The 13977-nt window shown below is 68.2% G+C and carries 13 protein-coding genes; 8 read left to right on the plus strand and 5 right to left on the minus strand.

The window, feature by feature from the left end:
* Positions 1-6: 6 nt before the first annotated feature.
* On the plus strand, positions 7-882 hold the full coding sequence (locus ACWDUD_RS08440) for a hypothetical protein (protein ID WP_450109035.1): 876 nt from the start codon (positions 7-9) through the stop codon (positions 880-882).
* 34 nt (positions 883-916) lie between these two features.
* On the opposite strand, the gene ACWDUD_RS08445 is transcribed toward ACWDUD_RS08440, so the two are convergent.
* Complete coding sequence (locus ACWDUD_RS08445; RefSeq protein WP_450109036.1) at positions 917-1411, minus strand: hypothetical protein; 495 nt, start codon at positions 1409-1411, stop codon at positions 917-919.
* A gap of 264 nt (positions 1412-1675) precedes the next feature.
* Here ACWDUD_RS08445 and ACWDUD_RS08450 point away from each other — a divergent pair, with 264 nt between their 5' ends.
* From ACWDUD_RS08450 to ACWDUD_RS08470, 5 genes are all read left to right on the plus strand, one after another.
* The gene (locus ACWDUD_RS08450; protein ID WP_248675587.1) at positions 1676-2146 is read left to right on the plus strand and encodes a MaoC family dehydratase; all 471 of its coding nucleotides are present in this window, start codon (positions 1676-1678) and stop codon (positions 2144-2146) included.
* 132 nt (positions 2147-2278) lie between these two features.
* Positions 2279-3592 carry an MFS transporter gene (locus ACWDUD_RS08455; protein WP_450109037.1) on the plus strand — a complete coding sequence of 438 codons (1314 nt, stop codon included), beginning with the start codon at positions 2279-2281 and terminating at the stop codon, positions 3590-3592.
* Positions 3593-3679: 87 nt separating this feature from the next.
* Complete coding sequence (locus ACWDUD_RS08460) at positions 3680-5521, plus strand: AMP-dependent synthetase/ligase (protein WP_450109038.1); 1842 nt, start codon at positions 3680-3682, stop codon at positions 5519-5521.
* A gap of 18 nt (positions 5522-5539) precedes the next feature.
* The gene (locus ACWDUD_RS08465; RefSeq protein WP_197254737.1) at positions 5540-5914 is read left to right on the plus strand and encodes a DUF5313 family protein; all 375 of its coding nucleotides are present in this window, start codon (positions 5540-5542) and stop codon (positions 5912-5914) included.
* A complete protein-coding gene (locus tag ACWDUD_RS08470) occupies positions 5902-7140 on the plus strand; it encodes an Nramp family divalent metal transporter (protein ID WP_450109070.1) in 1239 nt (412 codons plus the stop codon). Before ACWDUD_RS08465 ends, ACWDUD_RS08470 begins: the two co-directional genes overlap by 13 nt.
* Positions 7141-7158: 18 nt before the next feature.
* Here ACWDUD_RS08470 and ACWDUD_RS08475 read toward each other — a convergent pair whose 3' ends face one another.
* Positions 7159-7911, minus strand: a complete 753-nt coding sequence (locus tag ACWDUD_RS08475) for a FadR/GntR family transcriptional regulator (protein WP_450109039.1) — start codon at positions 7909-7911, stop codon at positions 7159-7161.
* Between the two features lie 124 nt (positions 7912-8035).
* On the opposite strand from ACWDUD_RS08475, the gene rraA reads away from it, so the two are divergent.
* Entirely contained in the window at positions 8036-8530 is a 495-nt protein-coding gene (gene rraA, locus ACWDUD_RS08480; protein WP_450109040.1) for a ribonuclease E activity regulator RraA, read from the plus strand.
* Here the strand turns inward: rraA and ACWDUD_RS08485 are convergent.
* On the minus strand, positions 8488-9462 hold the full coding sequence (locus ACWDUD_RS08485; RefSeq protein ID WP_450109041.1) for an alpha/beta hydrolase: 975 nt from the start codon (positions 9460-9462) through the stop codon (positions 8488-8490). The two genes, rraA and ACWDUD_RS08485, sit on opposite strands and share 43 nt — an antisense overlap.
* Positions 9463-9512: 50 nt before the next feature.
* A complete protein-coding gene (locus ACWDUD_RS08490; protein ID WP_197254743.1) occupies positions 9513-11159 on the minus strand; it encodes a flavin-containing monooxygenase in 1647 nt (548 codons plus the stop codon).
* A gap of 219 nt (positions 11160-11378) precedes the next feature.
* On the opposite strand from ACWDUD_RS08490, the gene ACWDUD_RS08495 reads away from it, so the two are divergent.
* Entirely contained in the window at positions 11379-13643 is a 2265-nt protein-coding gene (locus ACWDUD_RS08495) for an ATP-binding protein (protein WP_450109071.1), read from the plus strand.
* Here the strand turns inward: ACWDUD_RS08495 and ACWDUD_RS08500 are convergent, their stop codons facing one another.
* The gene (locus ACWDUD_RS08500; RefSeq protein WP_450109042.1) at positions 13644-13868 is read right to left on the minus strand and encodes an RNA-binding S4 domain-containing protein; all 225 of its coding nucleotides are present in this window, start codon (positions 13866-13868) and stop codon (positions 13644-13646) included. It lies immediately after the preceding gene.
* Positions 13869-13977: the final 109 nt, after the last annotated feature.

The following is a 13977-nucleotide window of genomic DNA, read 5'->3' on the forward strand; positions in this document are numbered from 1 at the left end:
CACTTCATGACCCGCTGCACGCGTTTTCACCGGGACGGCACCGCCTGCACCAACGTCACCGAGTACCTCGACGGCTGGTGCCGTCAGGACGACTGCGCCGGCTTCGTCCGCCCGAACACGTCGGCGGCTCCGGAAACCCACGGGTCCCCGCGCGGGACCGACACCCACATCCGCGCCTCGCCGGTTGAGATCACCGATGTGACTCTCGACGAGATTCCCGGTGTCCATGTCACGACCCGAGCCGTGGACAGCTTCCGGTTCCATCACGGCGGGAGTGCGCGCAGCGCCGAGGTGCAGCTGCGCTCCATGCTCGAGGACTTCCTCGTCAAGTCCGCCTCCAGCACCTCCGCGAACGGATTCGTGCGGTTGTCCCGTCAGGGTTACGACCTGGTGCTCTCCCCCGACCGGACGGCCATCACGGCCTACTCCACCGTCCACCGGGAGCGCACCTGGGAACAGGTCAAGAGCCATGTTCCCTCACGCTTCCGGCGCCACATTCCGCGGCGGCCGTCGGCCGTCCCGCGCCGGGAGCCGGGAGAACCGGTGCCCCCGGAGCGGTTCGCGGACGTCTTCGATGCCTCCGAGGTGTATCTGACCGCGCGCGTTCAGCGGTCCTTCGCCAAGATCGAGGGCCTGTTGGAGGCCCCCGACGAGGAACTTCACGCAGCTGTACGCTCCTGCGCTGCCCAGCTTCCGGCTGGCATCGTCACCCGACGTGCGGACGGACTGTTCGAGGTCGAGCACGCGGGCCGGATCTGGCTCGTCACACCGGACTGCCGAACGTTGATCGGCGTGAAGCCGGTGCGGACGCAGGATTCGACCGAGCGGTCGGTTGTCGAGATTCCGAGGTCGGCCACCGCTCCACGCGCAGAACGTCTTTGATCACGAGCCCGTGGGAACGACGTCGAGGTGTTCCCTATTCGGGAACCGTGTACGGCCCGTTCAGTGCGGGAAGGTCGAGCAGCCGGTCGAGCCAGCTGACGGCCTCGATCAGCGCATGCGCCTGTTCCCCGGGCTCACTTCCGTGTTCGACGGGCGCGAGAGTGCCGTGCGCCCGCGGGAGGTCTCCGTCGAGGACCTCGGCGATCGCCTTCCACACATGTCGTTCGGGGGTAGGCAGGTCGTCGATCGCCAGCTGGATTCCGTCCGGGGTACGCAAGGTGACCGCGAAGCCGGTGACCCCGTCCACCTCGCTGTCGACGATCGGCCCGATCTTGTCGGTGATCACGTCGGCGATCGTGGTGACCACCCACTCGAGCACGTCGTCGTACGAGGCGTCACCCGGTGCCGCGCCGTACACGAGCGCGGTCACGTACTGGGACAGGCCTACGATGTCGCCGTCACCGGCGAAGGCAAGCAATCGGCCCCCGAGGATCGACTCGGGGCTCCCACTTCGTCGATTCGGTTCCATACCGGAGGATGCCCCGCACCGAGCAATTCACACCTGCCTTCTTCCATAACTTTTCGGCGGCGGACGGTCGCATCGGTGACGTCGACGTCGTCTGTTCCATCACCGCCGTCCGTCCATCACCACCGTGCCCCATCTGTGACCCTTCGACTGCTCGAAAGTTGTGTGGGCGAAGCAAGTCTTCGCACAGAATGCTTTCCGAGTCATCGGACTCGGAAGCCTTCCGAGTCCTCGGACTCGACGAGCAGGACGAGCAGGAGGAAACACATGGCAAACGGCACGCACGTCGCCACCCTCGCCGACCTCGAGCCCCTCGTCGGCAAATCCCTCGGCACCAGCGACTGGATGGCAGTCGAACAGGACCGGATCAACACCTTCGCCGACGCCACCGACGACCACCAGTGGATCCACATCGATCTCGAGCGCGCGAAGGCCGAGAGCCCCTTCGGCGGCCCGATCGCGCACGGCTTCCTCACCCTCTCGCTTCTGATCCCCATGTGGGAGCAGATCCTGAAGGTGGACAGCGCCACCATGGCCGTGAACTACGGCCTGAACAAGGTGCGCTTCACCAACCCGGTGCCGGCGGGAAGCAAGGTCCGCCTCGACGCAAGCCTGAAGGATTTCGAGAAACTTCCCAAGGGCGGCGTGCAGCTCACCGTCGACGGACGGATCGAACTGGAAGGCAGCGAGCGTCCCGCTGTCGTCGTCGAGGTGATCCTCCGCTACTTCGAGGAGTGATCGAGCAGGCGTGAGCGAGCGGCGGAATCACGCCGCCCGTCGCAACTCGGGTCGGCCGGTGGCAGAATTCGGACGACGTCTGGCATTTCTGCCACTGGCACCGAGCGGTCGTTACCGGAGACAATGATCGCCGTGACGATCGAGACCGCCGCTCCTCCCCCGACCACCCACCGGATCCATTTCGCCTGGGTGGTCGCGACCGTTGCGTTCCTGGCACTGGTCGGCGCCGCCGCGTTCCGTGCGGCGCCGTCCGTGCTCATCGAACCGCTGCACGCGGATTTCGGCTGGTCCCGGGCGAGCATCTCGGCGGCCGTATCGATCAATCTGGTCCTCTACGGCCTCACCGCGCCGTTCGCCGCGGCCCTGATGGAACGCTTCGGGATGCGCGCGGTCGTCACCGCCGCCCTCGGGCTCGTCGCCGCCGGCAGCGGACTGACGGTCTTCATGACCGCCACCTGGCAGCTGATCCTGCTGTGGGGCGTGCTGGTCGGGCTCGGCACCGGGTCGATGGCGCTGGCATTCGTCGCGACCGTCACCGATCGCTGGTTCGTCGCGCGCCGCGGTCTGGTCACCGGCATCCTCACCGCCGCGAGCGCGGCGGGTCAGCTCGTGTTCCTTCCGGTCCTGGCGCTGCTCGCCGAGAAGTACAACTGGCAGGCGGTCGCCCTGACGGTGGCGTTCGCGGCGCTCGCCGTCGTGCCGCTCGTCGTGCTGTTCCTGCGCGAGCGGCCCGAGGACGTGGGCACCGTCCCCTACGGCGCCGGCCCCGACTACGTGCGTGTCGAGCCGAGCACCGGCAACGCCGGGCTGCGCGCCCTGCGGGTCCTGGCGACCGCCGCGCGCACCCGCGTCTTCTGGCTTCTCGCAGGCACATTCGCCATCTGCGGTGCCAGCACCAACGGCCTCGTCGGCACGCACTTCGTGCCCGCGGCCCACGACCACGGCATGCCCCTGACGGCCGCGGCGAGCCTGCTCGCGGTGATCGGGATCTTCGACGTCGTCGGGACCATCGCCTCCGGCTGGTTCACCGACCGGTTCGACGCGCGCCGCCTGCTCGGCATCTACTACCTGCTGCGCGGCATCTCGCTGCTCGTGCTGCCGTTGCTGTTCGCGAACACCGTGCACCCGCCGATGATCGCGTTCGTCGTCTTCTACGGCCTCGACTGGGTCGCGACCGTCCCGCCCACGGTCGCGCTGTGCCGCCGGCACTTCGGTCCGGACGCCCCGATCGTGTTCGGCTGGGTGCTCGCGTCGCACCAGGTCGGTGCGGGACTGGTCGCGTTCCTGGCGGGTCTGGTCCGCGACCGTCTCGGCGGGTACGACGCCGCGTTCTATGTCGCCGGGGCCCTGTGCGCGATCGCCGCGCTCATGGCGCTCGCCATCGGCCGGGAACCGGCCACAGCCGCCTCACCACCATCCGCCGCCCCACAAGACACCCGCGCGTAACCCGCCGCGCGCGCGTGTCTCCCACTGTGCGCATCGAGGTTGTCGGAAGCGGAGACGGAGCCGACCAGGCTTCCTAGACTTGGGCGCATGACCGTCCTTCGCAAATCCGACGAGCCCGTCGACTTCTCGAAGATCGAACAGCGGTCGCCGTCGCTCGCGCGAATGCTCATCGACCGCGTCACCAGCAACCCGGACGACGAGGCGTTCCGCTTCCCGGACGGCAAAGGCGGTTGGGCGAGTGTCACGTGGGAGCAGACCGTCGACCGGGTGCGTCTCATCGCCGGCGGCCTGATCGCCCTGGGGATCGAACCGGAGGATCGTGTCGCACTCGCGTCGTCGACCCGGTACGAATGGATCCTCGCCGACTTCGGCACGATGTGCGCCGGCGGCGCCACCACCACCGTGTATCCGACGACGAACGCCGCCGACGTCGCGTTCATCGTCTCGAACTCCGGCAGCCGCGTGGTCATCGCGGAGGATCAGGAACAGGTCGGCAAGCTCGCCGCCCACCGCAGCGAACTGCCCGACGTGCGCAAGGTCGTGGTCATCGACGGCACCGGCGACGGCGACTGGGTGATCGGCCTGTCCGAACTCGAGGACCTCGGCCGCAAGCTGCTCGAGGAACAGCACAGCGTCGTGCTCGATCGCATCCACGGCATCAAGCCCGAGCATCTGGCGACGCTGATCTACACGTCCGGGACCACCGGCAAGCCGAAGGGTGTGCGGCTGCCGCATTCGGCGTGGACGTACACCGCGGCCGCGGTCGATTCGCTGGGCATCCTGCACCCCGACGACCTGCAGTATCTTTGGCTGCCCCTGTCCCATGTGTTCGGCAAGGTGCTGCTGAGCGTGCCGATCCAGATCGGTTTCCCGACGGTCGTGGACGGTCGCGTCGACAAGATCGTCGAAAATCTCGCGGTGGTTCGCCCGACGTTCATGGGTGCCGCTCCCCGCATCTTCGAGAAGGCGCACGCCCGTATCGAAGGAATGATGGAGGAGGAAGGCGGCGTCAAGAAGAAGATCTTCGACTGGGCGATCGGGGTCGGGTTGCGCACGTCGAAGGCCCGCCAGGAGGGACGATCCCCCTCCGCACTGGACACGGTGCAGTACAAGATCGCCGACAAGCTCGTCTTCTCGACCATCCGGGAACGCTTCGGCGGCCGGCTCCGCTTCTTCGTTTCCGGTTCCGCCCCGCTCGACGCCGAGGTCGCGCAGTGGTTCGACGCGGTCGGCATCAAGGTGCTCGAAGGGTACGGCCTGTCGGAGACGTCCGCCGCGTCGTTCCTCAACCGCCCGAGCGCGTACCGGTTCGGCACCGTCGGCTGGCCGTTCCCCGGCACCGACGTCGAGATCGCCGAGGACGGGGAAATCCTGATCAAGGGCCCCGGCGTGATGAGCGGCTACCACGACCGTCCCGATGCCGATGCCGAGTCGTTCGACGCCGACGGCTGGTTCCACACCGGCGACATCGGTTCGATCGACGACGAGGGCTTCCTGCGCATCACCGACCGCAAGAAGGACATGTTCAAGACGTCGCAGGGCAAGTACGTCGCACCGTCCGCGGTCGCGGCGACGTTCAAGGGCATCTGCCCGTACGCCGCCGAGATCGTCGTGCACGGCGAGGGCAAGCCGTACTGCGTGGCGCTGGTCGCGCTCGACGCCGAGGCGATCGGCGAGTGGGCCAAGAAGAACGGACTGGAGGGGCTGTCGTTCGCGGAGATCGCGCGGCACGAGAAGACCGAGTCGCTGATCGCCGCATACATCGACGAGCTCAACGCCCAGCTCAACCGGTGGGAGCAGATCAAGAAGTTCACGATCCTGGACCGTGAACTCAGCATCGAGGCCGGTGATCTGACCCCGAGCATGAAGCTCCGGCGCAAGGTGGTGGTCGACCGATTCGCCGACAGCATCTCCGGCCTCTACGGATAGGCCACTATCCTGGTCCACATGAGTAGTGCACGACCGAATCCAATCCAGCTCATCGGCTACGTGTTCGGTCGCCGGCTGCCGACAGAAATGCAGGACTGGGTCCGCAACGACGTTCTCGGTCCCGGCAGCACGCGACGCTACCTGGTGCGCTGGATCACCCCGATCATCCCGTTCCTTCTGCTGTTCCTGCTGATTCCGGGCCCGGTGTGGATTCCGATCGCGATGATGCTGCTGTTGCTGCTTCCGTGGATCTACTTCTCGGTCGCGCTGCGGCCGATCTGGCAGCGGCACCGGCTGCAGCAGCACGGCCTGGATCCGGCCCTGCTCGGCGCGAAGGAGCGGGAGCGGGCGGACCGCGAGCGCGCGGAGTACGAACGCCGATTCGGTCGGTGACCTCTATCGACACTCGGACGCACCAGTCGCGTCTCTTCCTCCTGCTCGGCCCCGCCTTCGTGGCGGCCGTCGCGTACGTCGATCCCGGTAACGTCGCCGCCAATCTGACCGCCGGTGCCCGCTACGGATATCTGCTGCTGTGGGTGCTGGTGGTCGCCAACATCATGGCGATCCTCGTGCAGTACCTGTCCGCGAAGATCGGTGTGGTGACGGGGCGTTCCCTGCCGGAGCTGCTGGGTATGCGCCTGCGCACCCCGTCGCGCCGCGCTTTCTGGCTCCAGGCCGAGGTGATGGCGATCGCCACCGATGTCGCGGAGGTGATCGGCGGTGCCCTCGCCCTGCACCTGCTGTTCGGGTTGCCCCTGTTCGTCGGTGGGCTGATCACCGGTGCCGTGTCCATTGCGATCCTGTCGGTGCAGGACCGCCGCGGCCAGCGTTCCTTCGAGTTCGTGGTGGTCGCGCTGCTGGCGATCATCACCGTCGGGTTCCTGACCGGTCTGGCGTTCACGGATGTGTCGTTCACCGACGCCGCGGCCGGGCTGGTGCCCCGCTTCGAGGGAACCGACACGGTCCTGCTGGCGGCATCGATGCTCGGCGCGACGGTGATGCCCCACGCGATCTACCTGCATTCGGCGCTCGCCCGCGCCCGGCACGGCAGGGTCGAACCCGGGCCCCGCCTGGACCGGGTGATGCGGGCGACCCGCTGGGACGTCGCCGGTGGCCTGGTCGTGGCGGGCACCGTGAACATCGGCATGCTGCTGCTCGCCGCGTCGGCGCTGCGCGGACGGGAGGGCACCGACAGCATCGAGGGTGCGCACGCCGCGATCACCGATTCCCTCGGCCCGACGATCGGCGTGGTCTTCGCGGTCGGCCTGCTCGCGTCCGGCCTCGCGTCGACGGCGGTGGGATCCGCGGCCGGCGCCGAGATCATGGCGGGTCTGCTGCATATCCGGCTCCGGCCGATCGTGCGGCGCGTGATCGTGATGGTGCCCGCGCTGATCCTGCTCGCGGCGGGTGTCGATCCGACGTTCGCCCTGGTGCTCAGCCAGGTCGTGCTGAGCATGTGCATTCCGTTCGCGCTGGTGCCGCTCGTGCGGATCAGTTCCGACCCGGTGCTGATGGGCGCGCAGCGCAATCTTCCGGCGACGAGTGCGGCGGCCTGGCTGACGGTGGGTCTGATCGTCGCGTTGAATGCGACGCTGCTGTGGCTGACCTTCACCGCCTGACTGCTGCCGCGTCGCCCGCTAGGACAGCACCTCGACGAGCGTGGTCGCCGAATCCCCGGTCATGACCCGTTCGACACTGTCGAGATGCTTGCGCCAAAAGGCTTCGGCGGCACCGGGTTCCCCGTTGCGCAACAATTCGACGAGCTTGCGGTTCGCGCGCAGCGCGACCGACGCGCCGGGGCGGTCGGAGACGTCGCTGCGCGTCGAGATGTAGAGGGCGTTGTGGGCGTCCATGATGTCGAGCAGCATGCCCGCGAGTACCGCCATCGTCTGGTTGCCGCCGAGTTCCATCACCATGCGGTGCACCTCGGTGTCGTACCGCGCGAACCCGATCGGGTCACCGATCAGTTCCGCGCCGCGTTCGACCAGTTCGGCGAGGGTGTCGACGCGATCTTCCGGGTTCGCGGCGATCAGACCGACCGCCGCGACCTCGAGTTCGGTGCGGGCCCGGTAGACATCGGCGAGGGGCACGCCCCGGTACTGCAGCAGCAGACCGGTCGAGCGGGCCGCGGTGGAGCGGTCCGGCGCCTGCACGCGGGCGCCGCCGTGGGCGCCGCGCAGGACGGTGATGATGCCTTCGGATTCGAGGATGCGGAACGCCTCGCGCAGCGTCGGCCGGGACACCCCGAACCGTTCCATCAGGGCCGCTTCGTTCGGCAGCGGCTCGCCGGGCTCGAGCTCGCCGGTGATGATCTGCCTGCGCAGGCTCGCCGCGATCAGTTCGCCGGCCTTCGGCACGCGAACAACCGTCGAGCGTCCGTCGAGTGGCATTTCACCGTCCTGTAGTCCCGTCGCACAGCCCAAGCGCTGTCCGGTAAGAATACAAGAATCTACCGCTTTGACCGGTTATGAGTACGATCATCTGACCGTATGAGCTGGGACTTATCCTCTGCTCATGAGCGAAGCAACCAAGCCCGAGTTCACCGCCACCGCCGACCTGGCCGACGAGATCGGTCCGGACATCCGCAGCTGCGACACGCAGTTCATCCAGTTCGGCAAGCACACCGAGTTCTGCGGGCCGATCACCACGATCCGTTGCTTCCAGGACAACCTGCTCGTCAAGCAGACCCTGAGCGAGCCGGGCAACGGCGGTGTCCTCGTGGTCGACGGTGGCGGCAGCATCCACACCGCGCTCGTCGGCGACATCATCGCCGGCCGCGGCGTCGACAACGGCTGGGCCGGGGTCATCGTCAACGGCGCGGTCCGCGACTCGGCGATCCTGCGCACGCTCGAGATCGGCATCAAGGCGCTGGGCACGAACCCGCGCAAGAGCACCCAGACCGGCTCCGGGGAGAAGAACGTGCCCGTCGAGATCGGCGGGGTCACGTTCAACCCGGGTGAGATCGTCTACAGCGACAGCGACGGCGTCGTCGTCCGCGCCGAGGCCTGATCGGATGCGGTGACGGTGCCGACGAATTCGGCTACCGCACTGCGTAGTTCACGACTGCGCGGCACCGCACCGGACATCCAGAACACCCCGTGCACGAGGCCGTCGAATCGCACGGTGGTCACGTCGACACCGTCCCGGTGGAGGCGGGCGCCGTATTCCTCGGCCTCGTCGCGCGCCACCTCGTTCTCCGTGGTGAGGATCAGCGTCGGCGGCAGACCCGCCAGGCTGTCCGCGCGGGTGGGCACCGCATAGGGATTCTGCGCATCGCCGGGCGCGGACAGGTACTGCTCCCAGAACCAGTCCAGCCCCGCCGCGGTGATCACGTACCCCTCGGCGAATTCTCTCCGCGACGGCAGTTGCGCCTCCGGATCGACGACCGGGTACACGAGCACCTGCCCGCGCAGCCGGGGTCCGCCCTGGTCACGGGCCCGCAGCGCCGTGACGGCCGCCAGGTTGCCGCCGGCGCTGTCGCCCATGATCACGATGTTGTCAGGGTCGCCGTCGTAGTCCGCGATGTTGGCGGCGACCCACTTCAGTGCGGCCCACGCGTCGTCCGGCGCGGCCGGGAACCGGTGCTCGGGCGCGAGCCGGTACGCGGCGGTCACCACGATGGCGCCCGTGGCGTTGGCGATTCCGCGAGCCGGCTCGTCCACGACGTCCAGGCTCCCCGCCACGAATCCGCCGCCGTGGAAGTACAGCACCACCGGATGCGGCCCCTCACCCTCCGGAACATGGATCCGCAGGTCCTGCTCCCGGCCGGCGCTGCTGTACCGCGCCTCGTGAACCCGCGCGACCGGTTCGGCCGGCGCCTGCAGCCCGGTGAACGTCGCGACGACTGCGCGCGCTTCGTCCACCGACATCTGCTCGAACGACTTCAGTCCCTGTGCCTGCAGTCCCGCGATCAACTGCGCGACGTGCTCGTCCAGTGCCATCTGTCTGCCTTCTTTCGAAAGTGTTGTGCTGCTGAGTGATCGGAGCGGCGTCAGGAGGCGCGGGCGAGTTGCTCGCCGCCGCCGAGCTCGAAGCCTTCGTAGCCGCGTTCGACGACCTCGGCGCACTTGGCCCGGTACGCGGGCGCTCCGCCGAGGTAGACCATGCAGACCCGCGGCTTGCCCGGGATGTTCGCGCCCATGTACCACGAGTCGGTGTTCGGCATCAGCGTTGCCGCAGCCAGTTCGGCGCAGTGCTCGACCCACGCGTCCTCTGCCTCGAGGGTCGGCTCGATCGTGTCGAGACCGCGCTCTCGCAGATGGGCGATGGCGTCGGTGGCGAAGTCGACGTGGTCCTCGATCGCGAGCGGCATGTTGTAGAGCACCGACGGGGACTGCGGGCCGGTGACCAGGAACAGATTCGGGAACTTGTGCATCATCAGCCCCAGATAGGTGCGCGGTCCGCCCGCGAACTTGTCCTCGAGCCGCTCGCCGTCGCGGCCGACGATGCCCATCGCCAGCAGCGGCCCGGTCATCGCGTCGAATCCGGTGGCCAGGACGATGACGTCGAGTTCGTGGTCGGCGGCCGCGGTACGGACACCGGTCGCGGTGATCTCCCGGATCGGCGCGCTCGCGACGTCGACGAGGGTGACGTTGTCGCGGTTGTAGGTTTCGTAGTAGTTCGTCTCGAGCGGCGGACGCTTGGTCGCGTAGGGGTAGTTCGTCGGCGCGAGCAGCTTCGCGACCTCGGGATCGTTCACCCGTTCGTAGATGCGCTCGCGGATGTATTCGGCGACCGTGTCGTTGGCTTCCCTGTCGAACAGGATGTCCCGGAAGCTGTCGATGAACAACCGGAATCCGCCTGCGTCCCAACGCTCGTCGAACACACGTCGGCGTTCCTCGGCGGAGACCGCGAGCGCGGAGTCCTGCACCTGGTCGTACGGGACGCCGAGGAAGTGGTTGCGGGAGGCGGCGCGAATCTCGTCGTAGTGCGCCTTGACGTGCGCGATCTCCTCGTCGGTGACCGGGGTGTTGCCGATCGGCGTCGCATAGTTCGGGGTGCGCTGGAACACCGACAGGTGCCCGGCCTGCTTCGCGATCTCGGTGATCGCCTGGATGCCGCTGGACCCGGTGCCGATGATCCCGACGCGTTTGCCGATGAAATCGACCGGTTCGTGCGGCCAGTTGCCGGTCAGGTACACCTCGCCGGCGAAGTTCTCGATGCCCGGGAACTCCGGCTTCTTCGGCACCGACAGGTTGCCCGCACCGGAGATCAGGTAGGTCGCGGTGACCGAGTCGCCGGACTCGGTGCCCACCGTCCACACGCGGCGGTCCTCGTCCCACACCGCGGAGGTGATGCGGGTACCGAACGTGATGTCCTTGCGCAGGTCGAAGCGGTCGGCGACGTGCCGCAGGTAGTCGAGGATCTCCGGTTGCGCGGCGAACCGCTCGCTCCACCGCCACTCCTGCTGCAGTTCCTTCGAGAACGAGTACGAGTAGTGGACCGACTCGATGTCGACACGCGCGCCGGGATACCGGTTCCAGTACCAGGTGCCGCCCACATCGTCGGCGGCGTCGAAAACCCGGACCGTCAGGCCCATTTCGTCGCGCATCTTGTACAGCGCGTACAGGCCGGTGAACCCGGCTCCTACCACGACCGCGTCGACGTCGGGAGAGGCGGAAGAAGGATCGAAGGACATGATGCTGACTCCTCGTGGATCACGGGGGAAGGCACTCGAGGGGTGCCGATCCGGACACGACCACCATGACGTGGATCACACCCACCCCACATGGGGGAGAACACCCCCGTAGCTACCTGTGTTGGGGGTCACAGCCCGATCGGGTATCTTCGGCCTCGATCCTTCGGCATCTCGGAAGGGAGTCCGGCGCTGTCCGCCACCACCGTCCCGCACAGGTCTCTGACCAGCTTCGTCGGGCGTCGCCGTGAACTCGACGCGGCCCGCGCGTGCCTGCAGCAGGCCCGTCTGGTGTCGCTGGTCGGACCCGGCGGGGTGGGCAAGACCCGGCTCGCGGAGGAGCTGGCGGTGCGCTCGGCGCGCGCGTTCCGCGATTCGGTCCGGTGGATCGATCTGGCGGCCGTCCGGGACCCGGACACGGTGCCGTCCGCGGCCGCCGCCGCCCTCGGCGTGACCGACCAGTCCAATCGTCCGGTGCTCGACAAGCTCGCCGAGCACACCCGCAACCGGCACATGCTGATCGTCGTCGACAACTGCGAGCACCTGCTCTCCGCGGTGATCACGCTGGTCACGTCGTTGCTGGCCGCAGCACCGGAGATCCGGGTGGTCACCACCAGCCGCGAACCGCTCGGCATCGCCGGGGAACAGACCTACCTGCTGCCGCCGCTGGGCACTCCCCCGCCGGGCACCGGATACCGGGCGGTGGACATCGCGCCGTTCGAGGCGGTGACGCTGTTCGTCGAACGCGCCCACAACACCGTCTCCGACTTCGAGCTCACCGACGCGAACGCCGACGCGATCGCCCAGCTGTGCCGGTCCCTCGACGGCATCCCGCTGGCCGTCGAACTCGCCGCGAGCCGGCTGCGGTCGCTGTCGCCCTCACAACTCGTCGAGCGGATCGACCGCCGGTTCGCGCTGCTCACCGGCGGCAACCGCAGCGCCCTGCCGCGGCAGCAGACCCTCCGCGCTCTGATCGACTGGAGCTACGACCTGTGCTCGGAGGACGAGCGGCTGCTGTGGGCACGCCTTTCCGTCTTCCCCGGCTCGTTCGATCTCGAAGCGGCAGAGGCGGTGTGCGGGTTCGGTGCGCTTCCCGTGGACGACATCGTCGACCTGCTCGACCGGCTCGTCGCCAAGTCCCTCGTCGGCACCGAGCGCGCCGCCGAAGAGCTCCGGTACACCCAGCTCATGACCGTGCGCGAATACGGAGCCGAGCTTGCCGAGAGGTGCGGCGAGACTGCGGAACTGTATCGCCGGCATCGCGACCACTATGCCGCGCGGGCCGCACGCGCCGCGCAGGACTGGTGCGGATCGACACAGCGGGACATCCTCACGAACCTGCGCATCGACCATCCGAATCACATTGCGGCGCTGGACTGGTCGCTGCGAGAGGAATCGTCGTCGCCGACCACCGCCGAGTTCGCGGTGGCGTTGCGTTATCACTGGATCGCAGGCGGCAACCTCGCCGACGGCCGCACCCGCCTCGAGCGCGTCCTGCAGCACGTCACCGATCCGGTCCGAGCCCGCGGCGATGCCCTGTGGGTGGCTGCCTGGATCGCGCTGATCCAGGGAGATCACGATGCGGCCGAGCGGCACCTGACCGAATGCCGTTCTCTCGCCGGAACTCTCGGTGACGATCACCTGGGTGCACACACCGACCACTGGGCGGCCCTGCACCTGCTCTTCCGCGGCCGCACCACCGAGGCGATCGGCCTGTACGAGTCGGCGATCGCGGTGCTCCGCTCCCACGAGGACACCGCCGCGGTGCTGACCGCGTCGTTCCAGCTCGCCATGGCGCAGATCTACGACGGGCATGCCGACGCCGCGCTCGCCACCTGCAAGACGGTCCTCGACCTGTCCGAGCGCTACGGCGAGAACTGGAATCGCGCCTATTCGCTGTGGGTTTCGAGCCTCGTGCATCTGCATCAGGGGGCACCCGGCGCGGGGGTGGACGCGGCCCGGGCCGCCCTGCGTATCCAGCGGTCCTACAAGGACAAGATCTGCACCGCGCTGTCGATCGAGGTGCTGGCGTGGACATGTGCGGGATCCGATCCCCGGATGTCGGCGCGCCTGTTCGGCGCGGCCGACGCGGTGTGGACACGGCTGGGCACCGACATCTCGGCGTTCGGCCCCCATGTCACCGACGATTCGCGTACCGCGCGGCAGCGCGCCGTCGACGCGCTCGGCGAAGCCGAATTCGGCAAGCTCGCCTCCGCGTATGCGGGGACCACGATCGACGAAGCGGTGGTCTTCGCGCTCGGGGAAGCCGCCGCCGAGGCCACCGCACCGACGAGTGTTTCGCCCCTGACGAAACGGGAACTCGAGATCGCCGCGCTCATCGCGGAGGGCCTGAGCAACCGCGCGGTCGCCGAGCATCTGGTGATCTCACCGCGGACGGTCGACGGTCACGTCGAACGGATCCTCGCGAAACTCGGTTTCGGGTCGCGCACGCAGATCGCCGCGTGGGTCGCGGCGCGCGCGGCGTAGCTACCCTTCGCGGGTGACGCGTGCGCTGGCCCCTGCGATCTCCACGATGTCGCCGACGTGCAGCTGCCGGCCGCGCCGGAACTCCGCCTCGCCGTTGACGGAGACCAGTCCGTCCGCGATGACCTCCTTCGCCTCGGCCCCGGATTCGATGAGGTTCGCGAGCTTCAGGAATTGGCCGAGCCGGATCGACTCGTCGCGGATGGGTACTTCGTAGGCGTCGGACATGACTCCCATTCTCTCCGAGACGGGAGGCTTCGACGATTCGCGGCCCCCTGCATAGCCGCAGATCGGAAAGGCAGCGGCGCGCTGCCGCCAGCGCGCGGCTGTCTACCTC

This window comes from Rhodococcus sp. NPDC003382, from assembly GCF_053589135.1.